The sequence below is a fragment of the Gottfriedia acidiceleris genome (assembly GCF_023115465.1).
Classification (GTDB): domain Bacteria; phylum Bacillota; class Bacilli; order Bacillales; family Bacillaceae_G; genus Gottfriedia; species Gottfriedia acidiceleris_B.
The window spans coordinates 2,796,671-2,818,107 of sequence record NZ_CP096034.1 but is presented as its reverse complement, the minus strand read 5'-3'; the positions used below and the strand labels follow the sequence as shown (position 1 = coordinate 2,818,107).

Genomic DNA, 21,437 nt, shown 5'->3' with positions numbered 1-21,437 from the left:
GCTTTTATATTTATATGGGGGGAAATATAAATGAAAAAGGAAACGATTTTAAATAGTGTTGAAGAACACAGTCTTGAATTTGTACAGTTATTTTTTACAGATGTAGAAGGGGTATTCAAACATTTAGAACTACCAATCACACAAATTGAAAAAATACTTAATAATGAAACTATGTTTGATGGCTCTAGTATTAACGGTTTCACAAAAATTGAAGCAAGTGATATGATGCTTTTTCCAGATTTGAATACTTGGAAAGTCGACCTTAACGAAAAAGTTGGACTCTTCATTTGCGATGTTTATTATCCAAATGGTACACCTTTTGAAGGTGATCCAAGAAATGTGCTTAAACGAGCAATTGAAAAAGCGACTGAAAAGGGATTTACTTCTTTTAATGTAGGACCTGAACCTGAATTTTTCCTATTTACTAAGGAAGGAAATCAGTTAGTTCCAAATGACAATGGTGGATATTTTGATGTAGCCCCCCTAGATAAAACAGTTACAATACGACGTGAAATTACGAAAGCACTTCAAGCTTTAGGGTTAGAAGTTGAGGCTTTACATCACGAAGTTGCAATCGGTCAACATGAGATTGATTGGAAATACGCACCAGGATTACAAACAGCTGATAATATTCAATTATTTAAATATACCGTTAAATCAATTGCTGAAAAAAATGGCTTAGTTGCTACATTCATGCCAAAACCAATTTTTGGAGAAAATGGCTCAGGTATGCATTGTCATATGAGTCTAGGAAATGATAATGGTAATGCCTTTTATGATCAGCATGATTCAATTGGATTATCTGAAACAGCACGACAATTTATTGCAGGTGTTTTAACACATGCTCGTGCAAATGCTTCAGTTACAAATCCTACAGTTAATTCATATAAACGTTTAGTTCCTGGCTATGAAGCACCAGTTTACGTAGCTTGGTCACAAAGTAATCGTACATGTACAATTCGTATACCAGCTGCAAGAGGTGCTGGTACTAGAATCGAAGTACGAAATCCAGACCCATCTGCAAATCCTTATTTAGCCTTAGCTGTTTTATTATCTGCAGGCTTGGATGGTATTGAAAGAAAATTAACACCTCCAGTCGAACGAAGTGAAAACCTGTATTTGATGGATGATGTAACTAGAAAAGCAGAAGGTATTGAAACATTGCCTGGAAGCTTACTTGAAGCAGTTACAGAACTTGAAAACAGTGAATTCCTGCAGCAGGTTTTAGGGAAACACGTATTTTATTCATTTCTTCAAAACAAAAAAGAAGAATGGGATGCATATCGATTACGTGTATCAGAATGGGAAAAAGAAACATATTTAAACTGCTAATCACTAAACTTAAAATAAAAAAATAGAAAAGTGGAAGTAGGATATCTCTACTTTTCTATTTTAAAGTGTGTTAGACTAATTTTGTTTGTTGCATACGAAAGGGGAACTTTTATAATGGCTAAGTTTACAAAAGAAGATATTTTCCGTATTTCAAAAGAACAAAACGTAAAGTACATACGTCTACAATTTACGGATTTACTAGGGATTATCAAAAACGTTGAAATTCCAGTAAGTCAGCTTGAAAAAGCTTTAGACAATAAAATGATGTTTGACGGTTCTTCAATCGAAGGATTCGTTCGTATCGAAGAATCAGATATGTATTTATTCCCTGATTTAGACACTTGGGTAGTATTCCCATGGACTGCTGAAAAAGGAAAAGTAGCTCGTTTAATCTGTGATATTTACAATGCAGATGGCACTCCATTTGAAGGAGATCCTCGTAATAACTTAAAACGTATGTTAAAAGAAATGGAAGCTCTAGGCTTCACAGATTTCAACTTAGGGCCTGAGCCAGAATTCTTCTTATTTAAATTAGATGAAAAAGGTGAACCAACTCTTGAGTTAAATGATAAAGGTGGTTACTTCGACTTAGCACCAACTGATTTAGGTGAAAACTGCCGTCGTGATATCGTTCTTGAACTTGAAGAAATGGGCTTTGAAATTGAAGCATCTCACCACGAGGTAGCTCCAGGACAACATGAAATTGATTTCAAATATGCTGGTGCAATCAAAGCTTGTGATGACATTCAAACATTTAAATTAGTTGTAAAGACAATCGCTCGTAAACACGGTTTACACGCTACATTCATGCCAAAACCACTATTTGGTGTAAACGGTTCTGGTATGCACTGTAACTTATCATTATTTACAAATGGTAAAAACGCATTCTACGATGAGACTGGTGAATTAGGTTTAAGTGAAACTGCACGTCACTTCATCGCAGGGATCTTAAAACATGCTCCAAACTTTACAGCTGTTACAAACCCAACTGTAAACTCATACAAACGTTTAGTACCTGGCTATGAAGCTCCATGTTACGTTGCTTGGTCTGCAAGAAACCGTAGTCCACTAATTCGTATTCCTGCATCTCGTGGCTTAAGCACACGTGTAGAAGTACGTTCAGTTGACCCAGCTGCAAACCCATACTTAGCATTATCAGTATTATTAGCAGCAGGTTTAGACGGAATCAAAAATAAATTAGAAGCTCCAGCTCCAGTAGACCGTAATATCTACGTTATGTCTAAAGAAGAGCGCGAAGAAGTTGGAATCATCGATTTACCAGCAACTTTAGCAGCTGCACTTGATCTATTAAAAACTGACGAAGTAATCGTTGGTGCTCTTGGATCACACTTATTCGAACACTTTGTAGAAGCAAAAGAAATCGAATGGGATATCTTCCGTACTCAAGTTCACCCTTGGGAAAGAGATCAATATATGTCAGTATATTAATCAAATCAACCCTTGACGCTATTGGCGTTGAGGGTTTTTTATTTATGGGCAGTTTGTTGGGTTTTATAAAAATTTATTATATTACTCATGAATCGCCGTAGAAGAATAGATACGAAATCAACTACAAGATGAAGAAGTGACGGAACAGTTAGGCGTGATGGGATACATAGATCCATTTGCTGATGAAGTGATACAAAAAAAAGAAAAGTAAGTAAGCAGAAGGCCTTTGAGGTCTGGCCAGTAAAAGTAATACTTCTGGCGAACTGTTCAGTAGCCCTTTAGGGTTTGCTCAGTAACAAAGGTTTACACCTGCATAGCAAACCACCGTTATGACGAGAGGTTATGTTTGAATACGTTGAACGATAAGTTGAATGTTCACATTTATTTCTAAATAATTAACTTTTAAGTATATATAAATAGGATAAACTACTAGAAAATATTAATAAAGATTATTAATATTACGTTGTCTTTGGAAGTGATAACAAAATGCAAACTGAAAAACAAAAAAATATTAGGTGAACACTATAAGACTTGGGACTTGGAATGATTTAAGGAAGTAAGCTTAAGTAATATCTAACACGATCAATCAAACTAAAATTAGAATATGATATTCAGACTAGTACGAATAAAGTGATGTGATATAACCAAATTTTAGATGTTATTTTGGATATAATAATCGTTGAAGTATATCGATCGGTAAAAATGTTATTAGAAGCTCTGGAGTAGTAGTAACAAAAGATGTTCAAGTAAATATAAATGAGGTTGTACGATTGAAAGGACTATTATAGCAACTTATATAATATTACGATATAAGAAAGTAATAGAAAGAAGTGAACAATTTGATTCTAGTCACAGGTGCAAAAGGTACTGTAGGTAAAGAAGTTGTGAGAGAACTACTAAAGGTAAATGCTAATTTTAAACTATCCACAAGTAAAAAAAATACTAGTCATGTTTATTTAAACTTTGAAGATCCTAAATCAATTAGACCAGCTTTTCAAGGAATTACTAAGCTTTTTTTAATACGTCCTCCACATCTTGCGGATAAGAAATATTTTGAACCAGTTATTGAGATTGCAAAAGAAGTAGGGATTGAACAGATTGTATTTTTGTCTTTATTAGGTGCTGATAAAAATAAGGTAGTTCCGCATTCCAAGATAGAGGAATTAATTATCAACTCAGGAATACCTTATACATTTTTAAGACCAAGTTTTTTCATGCAGAATTTATTAAATCAACATGTTGAAGAACTAATAAAGGAAAATATTATTTTTGTACCAGCGGGTAAAGGGAAAACGAGTTTTATCGATACAAGAGATATTGGTATAGTGGCCGCAAAAGCACTAACCGAAAATGGTCATAGATTCAAATCTTATTCATTAACTGGAAATGAAGCTATTAGTTATTACGAGGTGGCTGAGATATTATCAAAGCACCTACGAAAAGACATAATATATACAAATCCAAGTATTTTAACCTTTTGGAGAAAAATGAGAAAAAAAGGGTTAGCACGCGATTTTATTATAGTTATGATAGGGATATACACAACCGCAAAATTAGGACTTGCAAAAAAAGTGACAACAGATTTAGAAGGATTATTAGGGAGAGAACCAATTAAGTTTGAACAATTTGTTATAGACTATTTAGACTTACTTAAATGATTAAATTGTATTCAAACTAGTACATAAAATTAATTTTTTAATTTGGAGAAGTTAATTTCAAAGTATTTAATCTACCGGTTTTATTTATACTTAATATAGTAAATTCGTTATGTTGCTTGAAAATTGGGAACTCTCATATTTTCCATATGCTGATATATTTAAAATAGTTCTAAAGTAAAAAGAAGTTTAGTGCACTTCGTCATATAGATGAAAATCGCAAATTGAAGAGCTTATTCTTATACCAGAAGAATAAGTTCTTTTTGTTTGAAACAAAACAACATACCTGAAGAATTCGTTATGCGTGAATATATGTATTTACACTTACGACGAGGCAAGGAATATAAGGTTACTGATAAAGTGGAGAATATAAGAGACCACTGGTGGTTAGTCAGTAAATGGAGGATTTACATATGGATATTTATTTTTAATAAAGAAAATAATAAAATCATCATTCACATTATGTTGTTTATATGACGAACAAATAGACAGGCTGATTTCTTGTACTTACTAAAGTATATATAGTCTATATTAATTGAATAATATAACCAAAAAACAATTCACTCTATTAAAAGAGCAAAATAGATCTTTGCTTACGCAGAATAATAATTAGCCTAAGGAGAATTAAATGAACGCTATATCTAGAATTAAGTATTCAAATTGGAGATATGTAAGATTATTTCTGCAGTTGATTGTAAGTTTTATTCCAATTATTATCTTAGTAAGTTCTTTAGAAACTTTACTTTATGAATTTAGAATGGTTGGTATTTTTTTCTCATTTGTCATTGTGACATTTGCGGTAACGGCTTTTTTCAACAAGAGTGAAGAATTTCTAAAGTTAACTCGAATTCTAGTTTTTTATTACTTTGCGGTAGTATTTTTAATTTTTTTAATTTATTACATATCTAATATTATGGTTATAACTGATTACTATGGTTTTGAAGGACTATTTAGGAAAAATATAAAAATTGCTAAGTGGATCTATTTTTTAATCTGTTTTTTTCACCCAATTGCTTTGCCAATCCCAGAAGCAGTCACTGTCTTAGCTGCAAGTACAGTGTTTGGTTCTTTTTATGGTTTTATTATTGATTTTGTAGGTATAGTTTTAGGAAATATTACTATGTTTTTTTTAGCAAGATATGGAGGATTGAAGGTAGTTAATCGATTTATTAAAACAAAGCACCTTACAAAATATAATGAAATTGTTAAAAAAAATGAAACGCTATTTATCACGATTTTATTGATTGTGCCTATTTTACCGGATGAAATTGTCAGTGTTGGTGCAGGTATTACCAATGTTTCCACTAAAAAATATATATTAATCGTATGTATATCAAAATTAATAACATCTTCACTACTTGCATACTCGATAGAATTAACTAAGGTATTTTCTTTATCAACAAATCAAATAATAATATTAATCTCAATAATAGTTCTTGTGTTCTTTTTCCTTACTAAATTTTTTAAAAAAAGAAAGCTTAATTAGATTTTAACTTAAAAAAGGAGCCTTAAGCTCCTTGTAGATAATTTAATATATTAAATTTAATGAGGCTCTTAAATAAAAAAATATAAAAAGCACTTACCTCTGTCAATTTACAATAAAGGTGATAATAAGCGACTTAGTGACTCAATTAACTTTTTAAATAAACTACGTTCTATAAATTCCTTACTATCTAACTGAGTAGAAATAGAAAAATCATTTAAAAAAGATTGTTTCACTTGATCAACGGCATGTGACTCATATAAAAACGATGTTAACTCATAATTTAAATGCAGACTTCTTACATCTAGATTAGCAGTACCAACGGAAGCGATTTCATTATCAATTAACATGACCTTTGAGTGAAGGAAATTGTTTTTATATGTATAAATTTTCACGCCACTTTCTAATAGGGGAGAGAAATATGACTTAGATGCTGAATCACTCAAAATACTATCACTTTTTCCCGGATAAATTATCCGTACGTCTAATCCAGACATTACTTTAAGTTTTAAAATCGTGAAAATCTCTTGGTCTGGAACGAAATAAGGAGTGGCAATCCAGATATTGTTTTCAGCGATTGAAAGCAGGGTATGAAAAGCATTCCTCATGGTTGGTTCCTTCGTGTCAGGTCCACTTCCAAAAATTTGAATTGCTCCACTTACCTTATTTTTTTCATCTTGATGATATTGACCAATACTTTTTTCATGAGAGCTTAATCTGTTCACTTGAATTTTTTCACTTGAATTATCAGATGTAGAATAATGCCAGTCTTGCAAAAATAAGTTTTGAAGCTCTTCAACGGCACTTCCTTCTATGTATAAATGGGTATCTCTCCAAAAACCAATTTTTGATCTACCTAAATATTCATCACCTACATTTAGACCTCCAGTGAATCCTTTAATTCCATCGACCACAACAATTTTCCTATGGTTTCGATAATTTATTGTACCGATTGACCATGTAGTAATAGGATCAAATATAGATACTTTAACTCCAGCAGAACTTAAATTTTTTAGTAATTTCTTCTTTAAACTTTTACTTCCTAAACCATCAACTAATAAGCGAACTACAACACCTTCATTCACTTTCATTCTTAAAATGTCAAGTAACTCGCTACCGATTGTATCTGCTCGAAAGATGTAGTACTGAATATAAATATAGTTTTTTGCATCCAGGAGAGCTTCTTTGAGTTTTGAAAACATTTCGTCACCATTAATTAATAATGAAGCACTTGAATTTCGATTAATGGATACCCCTGTAAACTTTTCGATGATGGTACTTAATTTTTGCGATTTTTTTGAGAGAGAATTACATTTAATATCATTCTTTACACTCAATATTTGAGGTGTTTTAAACATTGAATGATTGATTAATTTTTTTCGCCGCTTCTTTAACCGTCCAAATAGAACGTATAATATAACGCCGAAAGTAGGTGCTAGGGAGAGTATTAATAACCAGGAAATAGTGCTTTGAGGATTCCGGTTTCCTAAAAATAATATACACGAAATTCCAATTACACTTATGATGATAATCCAATGCATTGTTTGATATAGTCCTTGTGACTGACTCATTAAAAGTTCCCAAAAAATCAGTAAGACTAAAGCAACTAAGGACTTAGAAATATTTGTGCTAATAATAAAACACCTACAATCTACTTATTACTTAATAGTACCTCTATTAATTTTTCCAATCTTAAATTTGATATGCATAATCAAAACACTCTAAAAAATTTTTAAAAGTTCTTTATGATTTCTTAAGAATTATTAATAAAAAAGTATTGGAAAAGTTAATAAGTATAGACGAAAATATGAATGCTTAATTATTAAACTAAGAAATGAGGAAAGAAAGTGAAATATCGTGTAATCACTTTATTGACTAGTTGGAGTATTCTTTTAGTTTGTATGTATGAATTTGGGATAATACCATTTTCTAAGAATGAATTAATTCAATTTATTACAGATAGACAGGACTATGTTCTTTTATTATACTTTGCTATTTTTTCATTAAGATTTGTATTAATGATCCCAAGTTCTTTATTTTTACTGACTGGGATTTTTCTTTTTAATCCTTGGATTGTCTTATTATTTTCACTAGGTTCTATGTTCATTACAGAAAGTATCATTTTCATCATTGGTAAAAAAATAAATAAGTCAATATGGTATAAAAACTTCTTAAACAAACATCCAAAAATAGGACAAAGAATAAAGAAAAACCAATATTGGATGCTCTTTATTTTAGGTGCAGTTCCAACATGCCCTACTGATGCTGCCTGTTTAATTTCATCTGCATCGGGAATGAGGTATAGACCATACATTATGATTGTCTTGCTAAGTAACACTTTTTATGCTTTATGGTATGTATTATTGGGATCATATGTCCATTTATGACAATTAAGTTTGAATTTAGACCTCTTTAAAATTCTTAAGAAATTTAGTGACTTTTTCTTCAGAAGTTTATTTTATGATTTCATCCTAAAAAGTTAGAAATTTGGAGGTTAAGTTTATGAAAAAATTATCATTTCTATTTCAATATATATTACGACCAAGAACGGTTGGCGCATTAATGCCAAGTTCATCGTTTTTGGCTGAAAAAATGTTAGATGATATTAATTTTAAGACAGCCAATACGATTATTGAATACGGTCCGGGTACAGGAGTTTTTACTGAAAAATTACTAGAGCTAAAATTGCCAACTACAAAAATTATTTTAGTAGAAAAAAATTATGAGTTTTATAACCATTTAATTAGAAAGTTTGGAGATAATCATAATGTAACGATTATTAATGATAGTGCGGAAAGTATTATGAAGTATTTAGAAGAGTTTGGTATAGACAATGTCGATTATGTCATCTCTGGTCTGCCATTTACTAGTTTACCTTTAAACGTATCAAAAACAATTTTATTAAACACCAAAAAAATACTCGCAGAACAAGGAAGATTCGTTACATTCCAATATTCTCAAAGAAAAATGAAATTTATTAATACCTACTTTAAAAATATAGATATTAAAAGGGAATATAGAAATTTGCCACCAGCATATGTATTAAGTTGCAATAATTAAAATACAGTTTTGAAAGGAGTAGTAAAACTTGATAAGTAAAATATTAGTTGTAGATGATGATGAAAAAATCAAAAAATTAATTTCAATTTATCTTGAAAATGAAGGGTTTTCTACTACTTTAGCAAACGATGCAGAGGAAGCTCTCGAACTTTTAAAAGATGAAGATTTTGATTTGATTATATTAGATATTATGCTCCCAAAAATTGATGGAATAGAAGCTTGCATAATGATACGAGAGGAAAGGACATTACCAATCATTATGCTTTCGGCAAAATCTGAAGATCTAGACAAAATACAAGGATTAAGCTCAGGTGCAGATGATTACCTAACTAAACCATTTAATCCACTTGAGTTGATCGCTAGAGTAAAATCTCAGCTTAGAAGATATAAAAAATATAACAATATCCAAAAGAATGATGAAGTAGTGTTAGTTTTTGGTGACTTGCAAGTAAATACAGAGACAAGGCAAGTTTGGATCAGAAAGAACGAAAAGAGACTAACACCAAAAGAGTTTGATATATTAGAATTACTAGTTCGAAATAAAGGAATCGTACTAAGTGTTAGTAAGATTTATGAAGCAATTTGGAAGGAAGACTTTTTAAAATCTGATAATACTGTAATGGTTCATATAACAAATATAAGAGAAAAAATTGAAGATGATCCTAAGCATCCTATCTATATTAAAACAGTTTGGGGAATTGGATACAAAGTATGAAGAATTTAATTCATAACTGGCAAAGAATTAGTATTAAGCTATTAGTAGCAATTACAATTAGTTTCGGTGTTTCTTTGATTGTAACAATTTTTATCTCACAAATTTTTATAGGACCTTATTTTGTTTCCCATCAAAATAAGGTAAATTCATTACAATATAATCTCATTATTATTCCAACATTTGTGATGATTATATTAAGTTTCATTATTAGTTTTCTGTTACTAATTAGAAAAAAGATTCTTTATTTAAAAGAAATTTCAAGTACTGTTCAACTAATTTCTCAAGGTAAACTTGGAGCTGTGATTGAGTTAAAAGGGCGAGACGAATTAACTCAGTTGAGTATGAATATTAATACAATGTCCAAGGAGTTAGAGCAGAAATTTAAAAATGAACGTCATATTGAAAATGTCAAAAATGAATTGATAACTAGTGTTTCACATGATCTAAGAACGCCACTAACCTCAATACTAGGATATAGTAATTTATTAAAGAATAGAGAATACAAGAATGAAAATGAATTATACGAATACTTGAATACAATCTATACAAAATCGCATGATTTAAAGAATTTAATCAATGAACTTTTTGAATTTACGAGGTTATCTAGTCCAGATATTATTCTATCAAAACAAAAGGTTGATTTAAGTCAGTTGATTGAACAAATAATAGGTGAGAATATACCTATTTTTCAAAAAGAAGGATTAAACATCAAAAAGGAGTCGATTGCAGAAGATATTGAAATTACGATTGATGTTGAAAAAATGGTTAGAGTTTTTGATAACCTATTTATGAATGCAATGAAATATAGTGTTAAACCATCAACTATAAAAGTAAGTCTAACTCAGACATCTAATGAAGTATTACTTTCGATATCGAATCACAGTATAAATGTAAACCCAGCTAGTCTTGAACGGTTTTTTGAAAAATTTTATCGGGAAGATTCCTCAAGAAAAAGTGAAGGCAGTGCTGGATTAGGACTTGCTATAACTAAACGAATTGTTGAACTTCATAAAGGAAGTATCTGGGTCGAATTAAAAGATGATTGGATAACTTTTTTTGTGAAGTTAAATAAAAAAGTGTTATAACTTTTTTTAGAAGGTGGTTCTTGGTCACATTTAATTACGTTTTTTAAATGGAAAAGGGAGTCGTTTTAAAAAAACGACTCCCTTTTCCATACAAATTGCTAAGCATCGTTATTTTTCCCCAGTTAACCGTTGGAACAATCATTTTATCAAGTCCAACTTTTCTTAGTGTTTTAACGACTTTTGCTGTTTGTATTAATTTTTGTATTTCTTCAGCATTTGAAGTAGTAGTACCTCAGGTTAACTTTAAATCTTCACTGATAGGGTTGATGTAGATCAAAAATAAGTTTTATCCTCAAATGAGGAGAAGTCCGAACAATTAATTCATTTCTTTTGGAAATGCTTAAAAAAGAAGATTTACTTTGCGTAAATCTTCTTTTTTTACTTTAAGTTAGTAACTTACATTCAGTAAAACATTACTAACAGTATATTTACTATTGCTATAGTATCCTTTTGTGTTTGCGTCTTTTATAAACTTTAATGTAAATCTAGGACCAGATTCATAACTATCACCATACAAATAAGAAACATTTGTATCTACCAATCTTGTAATCGTCGTAGTTGTTTCATACGCTGAAAATATATCAGAAGAATCTCGAATTGTCGAATAGTATGGTGTTGTAATTAATGATTTAGATGAAGTAATTGATTTCGTGCTCGTATTATAAGCATCACCGGTTGTTAAATAACTTACTTTTACATTATTTGCCGTAAACGATGCAGCAGTTCCGTATGTTGCATTTGTTGAGTCAACTATGAAAACACCGTGTTCACCATAAACTTTACCAGTAGTACCGTTCAAATAAAGTGCTGTGTTTTCGTCAATTCCATAGCCAACCTTCTGACCTAAGTCTCTTTCAGCTAAAAGAATACGACCTATGCGACCTCTTGCATCGAAATGTGTATCAATTGCAGCATTTACAAAACCGAAACCTGTTGTATATCCACCGTTATCTGGATATTGAGAATCAGCTAGTGAGATGTCACTGATTTTCTTAGATAATAAACGATTGTAATATAAGTATCCATAACTTACACCTTCACCGTAAGTTTTCGGACTTTGGACAGCAGTTCCAGCACTTGTTCCTGAAATTATAGCTCCAGCTGCTGCTCTTTGTTGGATTGCTGCAAAAAGTGGGGTAGGCGTTCCATCGTCTTTTAATAAACTTCTTACATGACGGGACTGATCACCACCGTTAAAGAATATAACGTCTGCTGTGTTGATTAGATCAATATTACTTTGCTTATAAGCTTCAGTTGTATAGTTATCAACTGCTACAGGAATAAATACTGGTGTAAAACCATATCTAGTAAATAAATTTTTATACGATAAGTGACCTGTTATATCATTGGTGTATGCGTCCAATGCAGTTGCGTAGTCAGCAGCTGCACTACATACAATTGCAACTACTGGATTGGTTTTGCCAGTTGCAGCTTTTAGTGCATTGTAAATTTCGGCATTACTATCATCAATTGCACCACCCATTAAAAATACTTTTGGTGCTGCTGCAGCTTCAACACTTTTTTCAGATCGTAAGAAAGAAGTTCCAAAAACTAACGAAAATACTAAAGCAAATGATAATACGATTGAAATCTTAAACTTGTACTTCAACTTCATCATTAATACCTCCTGAAATGTGTTATTCAAAAGTGCCTTTTACAACCGGAATACCTTCTTCAACCATCTTTTTCCCAAGTGCAAATACTGTTTCAATTTCTAAAGTATCTTGATTCAACATGACAATATCAGCATCGTTACCAGGTTTTATATTACCTTTGTGTGGTAGTTTTAGCACTTGTGCAGGGTTTGAAGTAATGACTTGTAATGCTACTTCTAATGGAATTCCTTCATCAATTACTCCATCTCTTACTTCTTGATATAAAGATGAAATTTTTCCTATTTGAAGTCCCAAATAGTCTCCATTTGTATCAAAAAAGGGAAGACTTGCCTGGCCATCGGATGAAAAAGTAATGTTCTCAATCTGAACTCCTTCTTCTAGCATAACTCGTAGTCCCTTACTACACTTTACTTCGCCTTCTTCTAAAAACTGAGGGATCGTGCTTGTAGTAAAATCTACAAAACCACCTTTAAGTGCATAATCAATACCAGCTTTAAACAATTCTTCATTCCGATTAATATGAGTCGGGTGGAACTGACGAATTGGAATATTCGTCTGTTCAACTAGTTGATGGAGAAGGGAAAGTTTATCTTTCCCATCACCAACATGAATTTCTAAGATGCCAGCCTTTCCAGATAAAATTCCTCCATTGCGTGCAGCAGATGCAATCTTTGCAAGTTCTTCAATAGTTGGTTCTGAGGAACGGTGGTCTGCAATAGCAATTTCACCAACTCCAATAATCTTATCAATAAGAATAATATCACTTTGAATTGATTCTGTTAGTGTCTTTACAGGGATTTGATAAGAACCAGTGTGAATATAACAAGTAATCCCTTCTTCCTCTAAACCACGTGCTTTTGCAAGCAAATTCTCCATTGTTCTTGTTGTACCGTCTGTACCTAATACACCAACTACTGTAGTTACACCAGCAGTAGTAACATTAGTAAGCATTAGTTCTGGAGTGCGTGTTTTATATCCGCCTTCCCCACCACCTCCAATGATATGTACATGTGAATCAATAAAACCTGGTACAACAAAAGAGTTGGAGGCATCTATGACATCGCAAGAAGGAAAGTCAGGTGGAATAGTGATTTGATCTGCTATCATTTCAATTTTTCCACCTGCTAAAAGTATATCTTTTCTGCCAATAGAGTGTGGTGTGTATACTTGACCGTTTTTTATTAAGGTTAACAACTTTTTTCTCCTCCTAAATCCTTTGTTAATTCATTAAAAAGGACCGTAGTTCATTAAATGTGCGATTACAACAGCAATTAAACCGATAATATATTGAACAAATACTAATGGGAAAATCCATTTCGCCCATTTCGTCCAAGGTATACCTGCAATTGCTAAACCTGCCATTAAAGTTCCTGCTGTTGGGAAAATAATATTACCAATACCATCAGCAAAAGAGAATGATAGAACAGCAGTTTGTCTTGTAATTCCTAGTAAATCAGCAAGCGGAGCCATAATTGGCATTGTTAACATGGCATGACCGCTACCTGAAGCTAAAATAAAGTGTATAGCTGCTTGGAAATTATACATCCCAATTACACTTAAAGAAGCAGGGATATGTTTAATGACTTCAGATACTCCGTGAAGCATTGGATCAACGATATGTCCTTGATTTAAAACAACTAGAATTGCACGGGAAACACCTATAATAAGAGCACCACTAATTAAAGAAGCAGATCCCCCAGTAAATGATTTAACAACGTCATCGATTGATAATTTTCCAATTATTCCAATTGCAATCGTTAAGATAATAAATAAAGAAGCAATTTCAGTAATATACCATTGATATTTAATAACTCCAAAAGCTAAAATAATATAGTTTATTAGAAATGCAGTTAAAATCCATTTATGTCTAGAAGATAATTTAGCTTTAGAAGTTAATAGATCGTTAGTTTGTTCAATTGAATATTTTCCATAGAATCCTATGTTAGGATTTTTCTTTACTTTCATAGCATATCGATAAATAAAAATAACAGATATTAAATAAACAACTACAAATAGGACAAGTCTAAAGCCCATACCAGAAAATGTAGGAAGTTCTGCGATTCCTTGAGCTATACCAACTGTAAACGGATTCATAATCGCTGTTGTAAAACCTGCTGACGCTCCAACTAATACGATTGCAGTTCCCGTCATAGTGTCAAATCCTAAAGCGAGTGCTAACGGAACCAGAAGTGGAATATAAGCTAAAGTTTCTTCAGCCATTCCCATTAAGGAACCTCCAACTGCAAAGAACAGCATCATAATAGGGATTAATAACTTTTCTCTAGTAGCAAGTTTTCTAGCCATTGTTGAGATTAAAACTTCAATTGTGCCAGTAGCACTTAATACACCAAAAAATCCTCCAATTATTAAAACGAAGAAAATGATATTACCTGCTTCTACCATACCCGAATGAATGGCTTTTACCATATCGAAGAGCCCAACTGGTGTAGCAGCGATTGATTTAAATGAATTCGGATCGACTGATGAATGTCCGTCAACGTCGATATGGGCGTATTCCCCAGTAGGTAATACATAAGTAAGAGCTGTCGCGATTAATAGAATTACTAAAAGTAATGCAAAAACATTAATTTTACGTTCTTTCATAACTTTTGTCTTAGGTGTGATTTTATTTGCGTGAATTTGTGACATAGGTCCATCTCCTTTTGATGATTAAGTAGCTAATTAATTATAATAGAATTTGATAAATAAAACGCTTACAAGTATTCCCTCCTTAATTTGAATTCTCAAAATCTATTAAAATGGCTATAACATTCTATAAGCAAGTTGTGTGCCAACTTTAAATGTCTTATTTTTAAGAAAATTTGATACATTCTTTAAATTAATTGGTTCTTTTTGGTTTGTTTGGTGCTATAATAAAACCAATTTTATTAAATATGGAGAGAAATTAAAGATGAAAAATTCACTAACATTGATAACAGGCAGTTCAAAAACAAGACAGGCTTTGTCTAATCAACTAACTCAATTGCTAGAAGAATACATAACGATTAACTCATATGCAATTGACGAAGGAGAACATAAAGTATTTAAGGATGAACTTATACTTTTTTCGTCTGAGGCAGTAAAAGCTGAAACTGAAAAATTTGCACAATTAAGTGCTAAACAAATCATAGTTGGGAAAAGAACACTTAATCATGAAAATGTAGACAAATTATTGAGAATTGAGGAGGGGACAAAAGTTCTTGTAGTTAATGATGATTTTCATTCAACAGTCGAACTTATTCAGTCCTTGTACCAATTGGGGATTAATCATTTGGAGTATTTTCCATTTAAAAGTGATCAACTATATTATCCAGATATTAATCTTTCGGTTTCACCAGGTGAAACTCACTTAAGTCCGTCATATATAAAACATGTATTGGATATCGGTGTAAGACTTTTTGATATCTCTACAATTTTACACATTGTAGAATATTTTCATTTTAACGATAATATAGCAACATTAATTTCAGAAAAGTATTTACGCAATATTATTGAATTACATAGAGAACTTTTCAATGCAGAGCAAAGTGTAAAGAAAGTAAATAGACATATCCAAAGTGTTGTAAACACGGTTGATGATGGAATTTTAGCGATTGATGGATATAAAAGAATAACGGTGCTAAATGATCGGATTATTAAGTTGTTTAAATTAACTAAAAGTAACTATGAAGGTAGGTATATAGACGAGATTATTAAGGAACAAAATATAAGAGACTTTATTTTAAATGGTACAGATGAATCAAAATTCTTTTCAATAGACAATATTGATATTGTTATCTACCGGACGTATAGTCATGAAGATGACAGGATCGTTGCTACTTTTAAGAGTGTTAATCAAGCATTTGAAATAGAAAAAACAGCGCAGAGAGAGTTTAGAAAGCAAGGGTTTTATGCAAGATATGACTTTGCAGATATTATTGGTGAGGATTACACAATTTTAGAATGTAAACGCATAGCAACAAAACTTGCAAAAGCTGAGCATCCTATTTTAATTCAAGGTGAAACAGGTACAGGTAAAGAGCTTTTTGCACACGCAATCCATAAACAATCAAACAGAAAAAACGGCCCTTTTTTAGCCATAAATTGTAGTGCATTTACTGAGAGTTTACTAGAAAGTGAACTATTTGGTTATGAAGATGGGACTTTTACTGGAGCAAAAAAAGGTGGGAAACAAGGTCTTTTTGAAATTGCAGACGGAGGAACGATATTCTTAGATGAAATAGGTGACATAAGTTTAAATGTTCAATCGCATTTACTTCGTGTTCTCCAAGAACAGGAAATTCGTAGAATCGGTGGCAGAAAAATCATTCCTATTAATGTTCGCATCATTGCTGCAACTAACAAAGATATCCATCATAAAATCTCAGACGGCTCATTCCGTTCGGATTTGTATTACAGATTAAATGTCTTAAATCTCATCATTCCACCTTTACGTATAAGAAGAACAGACATACCGTTGCTCGTTCAACACTTTATCTCTAAAAGTGGAAAAGGGGTTTTGATTGAGGAAGAAGCTTTAAATGAATTAATGGGTTTAAATTGGTTAGGTAATATTAGGGAATTGAAATCAGTTATTGATTATATGCTTACTGTTTGTGAGGGAAATACGATTTCTCAAAATGACTTTCCTCATTATAACTATACAGAGAACAGTGAACACCCAAAAAGAGATCCGAATCAATTTGAACTTCCTACAAGTGTTCTTGAAATTGAAGAATCTATTACAATTCTTGAAGCGATAAAGAACTGTAATGATTTAGGTAAAGCAGCAAGTAGAGATCTTATATCGAGCTCGAGTGAGGAAAAAGGAAGATACTTATCTCCACAGCAAATAAGACTTCGATTAGAAATTATGGGGAATAAGGGCTTTATAACAAAAGGAAGAGGAAGAGCAGGTACGAAGATTACTACTAATGGAATTGAATACTTGCATTTTCTAAAAGCTACGATACAAAATAAACTTCTTTACGATCGCTAAATAGTTCATGTCTATTTGGTTAGAATTGGTTGTAATAATTCACCCAAAACTAGTTTTTAAATGGAATAAATAGTATTGAACCCTTGTCTAGTCAAGCTACTTATTTTTGGTATAAAACTTGCTTATATTCAGAAGTAAGCTAAAAAATAAGTAAAGGGGTTATGAAATGAGAAAAAAATTTATTGCTTTTTTGATTTGCTTTATTTTACCGTTTTCAATTTCAGGGTTATCTTATGTAAGAGCTCAAAGTCCACAAGAAAGTATTGAAGGAAACCTTGTTATTGTTGGCGGTGGGTTAGGTTCTTCGAATAAAGGAGTGTATGAAAAATTTATTGGGTTAGCCGGATCTAAGAAGGCGAAAATTGGCATTATTCCTGCTGCTAGCGGTAAATTAAAATCTTCTTTAGATTTTAAACAAGATTTAATAAATTATGGTGTAAGTCCAGAATCAGTAGAGATTTTACCTTTATCAAATCATGATTTTTCTGATACAGATGAAAATGAGTCTAATTGGAAGGATCATGCTAATAATTTAGAAATTGCAAAGCAAATAAGAGGGCTGACTGCTATTTGGTTCGTAGGTGGAGACCAACACCGTATAGTTGATACACTACGATCAGAAGGAAAAGATTCAGTAGTCTTACAAGAAATTTGGGATATTTATCGAAATGGTGCAGTTATTGGTGGGACGAGCGCTGGAGCTGCAATAATGAGCAATACGATGATTACAGGCGGAGATAGCCTTGGTGCATTAAAGGGATATTATGAAAAAAATCAAAACCAAGGAGAAGGTAAAGAGTATGAACCTCTGTCAGTTGAAAAAGGACTAGGTTTCTTTCAAAATGGTATAGTTGATCAGCATATGGACGAAAGAGCTCGTTACGCTAGATTAGCTATTACAGCAATCCAATATGAAAATAATGGGAATCTTGCTTATGGAATTGACGAAGACACTGCAATGGTTGTTAGCAACAAAGAAAAAACCATAGAAGTAATAGGTCGCAGTGGAGTAGCAGTTATCGATGTAAACGAAGCAAAAAGAAATGGAAATTTAGAAAACATTAAAATTAGTTACTTAGCTCAAGGTGACAAGATACATTTTGATTCTAATACGATTGATTTTTCGAAAGCTAAATATGAAACAAAAGGATATGAATATTACTCTTTTAAAGCATTACCAAATACAGGGTTACTAACTCCTTATGGAAAGTTAAAAGATTATTTAGCATATTCGCTTGTTGATAACGAATCGTCGCAGGCAATAAAATCATATATATATGATAAAGAAGGCAGAGGGTACGAAATAGCTTTTCGAAAATCAAAGGATACAAATGGTTACTGGAATTATACTGACGGACAAAAAGATGATTATTCTATTCAAAATGTAACAATGGATATTCATCCTAAAAAATTAGTATTTAGTGAACAAGATTCGGAAATTGACTATAAGAAGTCAGATTTTAATAGATCCAATCATACTAGCGAAGGACCTATAAGAGGGAATTTAGTCATTGTCGGTGGAGCGTTGGGAAGTAGTAATAGTGCAGTTTATAATAAATTGATTGAACTTGCAGGTGGACCTGAAAATGCAAAAGTAGGAATCATCCCTGCAGCTAGTACAAAACTGACTTCTTCGAATGATTTTACAAAAGATTTAATTAAATACGGAGTTAAAAAAGATTCTATTGAGATTCTACCAATTTCAAATCATGATTTTAAAGGTACTCCAGAAGACGAAAAGCAATGGATTAACAATATGAACGATGATCAGTTGGTTAAAAAGATTAGTAAATTAAATTGTATTTGGTTTGTTGGTGGGGACCAGACGTTAATTACTTCATCATTATTAAATGGAAATGGTTCAAATTCAAAAGTTTTAGATGCCATCTGGAAGATTTATGAAAATGGTGCTGTTATAGGTGGAACAAGTGCAGGAGCAGCTATTATGAGCAATACAATGATAGCTGGAGGTGACAGTTATGGGGCTTTAAGATATGGATTTACAAAGTCTTATGATGATATGGAACAACAGGAAGGTGGACCAGTTTACTTAGAAAAAGGATTGAATTTCTTTCAAGATGGAATTGTCGATCAGCATTTTGATAAGAAAGCTAGGTTAGGACGTTTAATTGTTACTGCAAATGAAAAAGGGAAGAAAAATCAATTAGCATATGGGGTTGATGAAGACACGGCTATGATTGTTAATAACAACAAACATCAAGTCGATGTAGTTGGACGTGGAGGATTAACTGTCATTGATTTATCGAAAGCAAAAACAAGTAAAAATATGCCAAATAAGTATAAAAATGTTATTGTTTCAGTTATTTCACCTGGAGATCATGTTAATTTATTAACGAATGAGGTAAGCGTAAGTAACTTAAAGTCATCAACAAAAGGATTTGAATATTATGACTCAAACGTAGCCCCTTACACAGGAGTATTTTCTCCTCATGGTTTGTTAAAAAATTTCTTAGCATATCATTTAGTTGATAATGATCAAACCAAAGAAGTAAAGAGCTATAGTTTTAATGATGATAAAGGATTTGAACTATTATTTAGAAAAACAGCTGAAACGAATGGGTACTGGACGTATAAGGATGGTCAAAAAGATGATTATAGCGTGGTAAACGTTTCGTTAGATATTAAACCGATAAATGTAGTAATACGATAGGATTAATGATCGTATAAGTTGAAAATAATATTATATTGTGTAAAAAAAGAGTATTTTTTTTTCAGAGTGTTGAAATATAAAGATGTCAATAGGAAAAACGGACTTTAAATGAAGATTTAATAATGATATAATTAGCATTTTTTGAATGATTTTTTAATGATTTTAAATGTGTTTGAGCGATTTTCTTTTCTAACAATACTAGTAATGATTTTTTTAGAAGTTAAAAAACAAATTCGATTGTTTAGTTTAATAATTTTTCGATATTAATTGATCTACAATCTGATTAAAGTTAGATTACTCTAAGGAAAGGCTATTTGATTAGGGTTTATCGCAGACATTTTTAGATGAATAAGTTGATTGGAATGGAGGGATGCTCGACTCCTATGGGATAAGCGGGAAGGCTGAGACCCCGCAGGCTTGCCGAGGAGGCTAAAGAATCTCGCCCCATGGAAAGCGAGCATCCTGTAATGGAAATCAACCTCACTCTACTCCTTTCTCGAAAATTTAATAATTAATTGACAAGGTAGTTTTTCAACAGCATGAAAAAAGAGTATTTAATAAAGTACTCTTTTTTTTTCATACTAAAAAATAAAATTAAACATATATATTGATATAGTACAAGTATAGGGAGGTACGAATGTGAGCTCAATTCTTACATTTATTTTGGCGTTATTATTATTTTCATTGTCTGGGATCTTATTTCCAATAGATATTAAATGGTATAGCAAGTTGAAAAAACCTGAATGGATTCCACCTAGTAAATTATTTGGAATCGTATGGGGAGTGCTCTATGTATTAATTGCACTGTCACTCGCTATAGTAGAGTACAAAGTTGGTCTAAAAAATACTTCAGTTACTTATTTGCTTATCTGGATCATAAATTATATAAGTAACCAGGCATTTAGTTATTTTCAATTTAAATTAAAAAGACTTGATTTAGCAGCATTAGATTGTTTAATTGTAGCAGTTACAGCGGTATTATTAATCATTTTGACTATACCCTATTCGATGTTAGCCGCTGTATTATTAATTCCATATGCTATATGGACTATATTTGCAACCTATTTATCCTTTAATCTGTATTATTTAAATAAATAACATATTTATGAAATAATAAATTACATAGTAGAGAGATGTTGAAAATTTGTCCTAAAAATTCTCCCATTTGCTTTTCAAAAAAGAATTAAATTTAGCGATAAAAAAACACCCCGAAAAATGTTATTTGTGCCTAACATTTTCGGGGCATTACTTTTTTTACACATACTCAATTAATTTGTTATTTCAGTATCTTGATCATTTTTTTGGATAGGAATAGTAACAAAAATTAGTAACTTGTGAAAACACATCTGTTTTTCGATAGTACTTTAAAAAATAACAAAATGAAGAACGCTCT

Annotated in this window: 15 protein-coding genes; 11 read left to right on the top strand and 4 right to left on the bottom strand. The window is 31.7% G+C overall.

Annotation, left to right across the window (positions count from 1 at the left end; all coding sequences use genetic code 11):
• The first annotated feature begins 30 nt into the window (after nt 1-30).
• The 4 genes from MY490_RS13370 to MY490_RS13355 all read left to right on the top strand — a co-directional run bounded on the left by MY490_RS13370 (nt 31) and on the right by MY490_RS13355 (nt 5,922).
• Nucleotides 31-1,332 (top strand): glutamine synthetase family protein, encoded by a 1,302-nt coding sequence (locus MY490_RS13370; protein ID WP_248266167.1) that lies wholly within the window; start codon nt 31-33, stop codon nt 1,330-1,332.
• Nucleotides 1,333-1,446: 114 nt separating this feature from the next.
• The gene (gene glnA / locus MY490_RS13365) at nt 1,447-2,781 is read left to right on the top strand and encodes a type I glutamate--ammonia ligase (protein WP_056470085.1); all 1,335 of its coding nucleotides are present in this window, start codon (nt 1,447-1,449) and stop codon (nt 2,779-2,781) included.
• Nucleotides 2,782-3,620: 839 nt separating this feature from the next.
• Entirely contained in the window at nt 3,621-4,439 is an 819-nt protein-coding gene (locus MY490_RS13360; protein ID WP_248266166.1) for an SDR family oxidoreductase, read from the top strand.
• 625 nt (nt 4,440-5,064) lie between these two features.
• On the top strand, nt 5,065-5,922 hold the full coding sequence (locus tag MY490_RS13355) for a TVP38/TMEM64 family protein (protein WP_248266165.1): 858 nt from the start codon (nt 5,065-5,067) through the stop codon (nt 5,920-5,922).
• A 107-nt stretch (nt 5,923-6,029) separates the two neighbouring features.
• Here the strand turns inward: MY490_RS13355 and cls are convergent, their stop codons facing one another.
• A complete protein-coding gene (cls, locus tag MY490_RS13350) occupies nt 6,030-7,490 on the bottom strand; it encodes a cardiolipin synthase (RefSeq protein WP_248266164.1) in 1,461 nt (486 codons plus the stop codon).
• A gap of 276 nt (nt 7,491-7,766) precedes the next feature.
• On the opposite strand from cls, the gene MY490_RS13345 reads away from it, so the two are divergent.
• From MY490_RS13345 to MY490_RS13330, 4 genes are all read left to right on the top strand, one after another.
• On the top strand, nt 7,767-8,306 hold the full coding sequence (locus MY490_RS13345; protein WP_248266163.1) for a TVP38/TMEM64 family protein: 540 nt from the start codon (nt 7,767-7,769) through the stop codon (nt 8,304-8,306).
• Between the two features lie 115 nt (nt 8,307-8,421).
• Nucleotides 8,422-8,979, top strand: coding sequence for a class I SAM-dependent methyltransferase (locus MY490_RS13340; RefSeq protein WP_248266162.1), 558 nt, complete (start codon nt 8,422-8,424; stop codon nt 8,977-8,979).
• A 28-nt stretch (nt 8,980-9,007) separates the two neighbouring features.
• Nucleotides 9,008-9,694, top strand: a complete 687-nt coding sequence (locus MY490_RS13335; protein ID WP_248266161.1) for a response regulator transcription factor — start codon at nt 9,008-9,010, stop codon at nt 9,692-9,694.
• Nucleotides 9,691-10,779, top strand: coding sequence for a HAMP domain-containing sensor histidine kinase (locus tag MY490_RS13330; protein ID WP_248266160.1), 1,089 nt, complete (start codon nt 9,691-9,693; stop codon nt 10,777-10,779). Before MY490_RS13335 ends, MY490_RS13330 begins: the two co-directional genes overlap by 4 nt.
• Before the next feature lie 388 nt (nt 10,780-11,167).
• On the opposite strand, the gene MY490_RS13325 is transcribed toward MY490_RS13330, so the two are convergent.
• From MY490_RS13325 to MY490_RS13315, 3 genes are read right to left on the bottom strand one after another with little or no spacing between them, the layout of a single operon-like run.
• Nucleotides 11,168-12,394: a cyanophycinase gene (locus MY490_RS13325; RefSeq protein ID WP_248266159.1), complete on the bottom strand. Its 1,227-nt coding sequence runs from the start codon at nt 12,392-12,394 to the stop codon at nt 11,168-11,170.
• Nucleotides 12,395-12,416: 22 nt separating this feature from the next.
• Nucleotides 12,417-13,589: a beta-aspartyl-peptidase gene (iadA, locus tag MY490_RS13320; RefSeq protein WP_248266158.1), complete on the bottom strand. Its 1,173-nt coding sequence runs from the start codon at nt 13,587-13,589 to the stop codon at nt 12,417-12,419.
• Nucleotides 13,590-13,622: 33 nt separating this feature from the next.
• The gene (locus MY490_RS13315; RefSeq protein WP_248266157.1) at nt 13,623-15,044 is read right to left on the bottom strand and encodes a YfcC family protein; all 1,422 of its coding nucleotides are present in this window, start codon (nt 15,042-15,044) and stop codon (nt 13,623-13,625) included.
• A gap of 262 nt (nt 15,045-15,306) precedes the next feature.
• Between MY490_RS13315 and MY490_RS13310 the strand changes: the two genes are divergently transcribed.
• The 3 genes from MY490_RS13310 to MY490_RS13300 all read left to right on the top strand — a co-directional run bounded on the left by MY490_RS13310 (nt 15,307) and on the right by MY490_RS13300 (nt 21,142).
• Complete coding sequence (locus MY490_RS13310; protein WP_248266156.1) at nt 15,307-17,373, top strand: sigma-54 interaction domain-containing protein; 2,067 nt, start codon at nt 15,307-15,309, stop codon at nt 17,371-17,373.
• A 166-nt stretch (nt 17,374-17,539) separates the two neighbouring features.
• Entirely contained in the window at nt 17,540-20,044 is a 2,505-nt protein-coding gene (locus tag MY490_RS13305; protein WP_248266155.1) for a cyanophycinase, read from the top strand.
• A gap of 639 nt (nt 20,045-20,683) precedes the next feature.
• Nucleotides 20,684-21,142: a TspO/MBR family protein gene (locus MY490_RS13300; protein ID WP_248266154.1), complete on the top strand. Its 459-nt coding sequence runs from the start codon at nt 20,684-20,686 to the stop codon at nt 21,140-21,142.
• Nucleotides 21,143-21,437: the final 295 nt, after the last annotated feature.